The 1,446-nt window shown below is 43.8% G+C and carries 1 protein-coding gene; it reads right to left on the reverse strand.

The window, feature by feature from the left end:
• Positions 1 to 36: 36 nt before the first annotated feature.
• Positions 37 to 1,391, reverse strand: a protein-coding gene (locus ABEW73_RS33735) for an IS3 family transposase (protein ID WP_430173843.1) whose coding sequence is annotated in 2 segments (ribosomal slippage) — positions 37 to 938 and positions 938 to 1,391 — 1,356 coding nt in all. Because the reading frame shifts where the segments join, the coding sequence is not laid out codon by codon here.
• Positions 1,392 to 1,446 lie beyond the last annotated feature (55 nt).

A 1,446-nucleotide genomic window follows, 5' to 3' on the forward strand; every position in this document is an offset into this window, starting at 1 on the left:
TGAAGTGACCCCCAAAAGTTAGACACGGTTATTTCATCAGGCAGCTTTCTCAAAATGAGTTCGGTACTGTACCGGGCTCATTTTTGTTTTTGCCTTCAACCGTTTGGTATTGTAGTATTCCATATATTTTTTCAGTTCTATCTTAAAATGTTCCACATTTTCAAACTCTTTGTAGTACAGAAACTCCGACTTGAGAATGCCGAAGAAATTCTCTATGACGGCGTTGTCGTAACAATTCCCTTTTCGTGACATGCTTTGTAGAATGCCTCTCGACTTAAGTGCATGGCGATACGGTTTCATTTGGTAATGCCATCCTTGATCTGAATGAAGAAGAAGATGGTGCTCTTCCGGCAGACGCTTCAGTCCTGCATCCAGCATCTCGGATACCAGAGAATATGTTGGTCGTGAACCTATGGTATAGGTGATAATCTCCCCGTTGAACAGGTCCAAAATGGGCGATAGATACAGCTTTTCTCCAAATAACTTAAACTCCGTGATGTCCGTCACCCATTTCTCATTTGGCGCCTCTGCCGTGAACTGGCGATCCAGATGATTCGGTGCGGTCTTACCGACAGTCCCTTTATACGACTTATACTTTTTCATGCGGACCAGGCATTTAAGCCCCATCTTTTTCATGAGCCGCTGAACCTTCTTATGGTTTACTTTCCATCCGCGGATTGCTAGTTCATCTCGAATACGGCGATATCCGTACCGACCCTCATGTTCCGCGTAAATGGACTGGATCTCAGCCTCCAAATCAGCATTTGAATCGGGTTGATTTATACGTGCTATAAGGTTGTAATAGGTGCTGCGCGGGATACCAGCCAGCCGTACGAGTGCCATCACCGGATATTTATGCCTCAGTTCCCAGACGGCTTGTGCTTTGTCTTGTTTGGTGATTTTTCCTTGTTTCGAACTAAGGCATTCAACTTTTTTAGATACTCATTTTCCATTTCAAGCTGCTTGATACGTTCTTCAAGTGCTTCGACAGACCCTTCAACTGCGGATCGTTTTGAAGATGAATTGGAATCTTTCTTCACGGACGGACGCCCCTTCTTTTTTGGCTCAAGGGCTTCTAAACCGCCTGACTCCATCTTTCTATGCCAGGAATACAACATGGAGAAGTCCGGGAGCTTAAACAAAGCAGCGGTATCCATGAGAGAAGCGTCTGATTGAGCCTTGTGATTGAGTACGTCCAGTTTAAAGCTTGCCGGATAATTTGTATAGCTGTTAGTAAAGGTAGACTCACCATGCATCTCATAGAGCCTCAACCAATATTGGAATTGAGACTTGGTAACTCCCATTTGATTTGCATATTCTGTTTGCGATAAAAGATCAGGGTCATACCCTTGAACTATTGCCAATTTCCTATCCCCGGTAAATTTAGTCATAAAAAAACTGCACCTCCAACTGTTAGAGTGTGTCTAAAAATTGGGGTGCAGTTCA

Origin of the sequence: Paenibacillus lautus (assembly GCF_050482385.1) — a bacterium.
In the GTDB taxonomy this organism is placed as follows: Bacteria; Bacillota; Bacilli; order Paenibacillales; family Paenibacillaceae; genus Paenibacillus_AQ; species Paenibacillus_AQ lautus_B.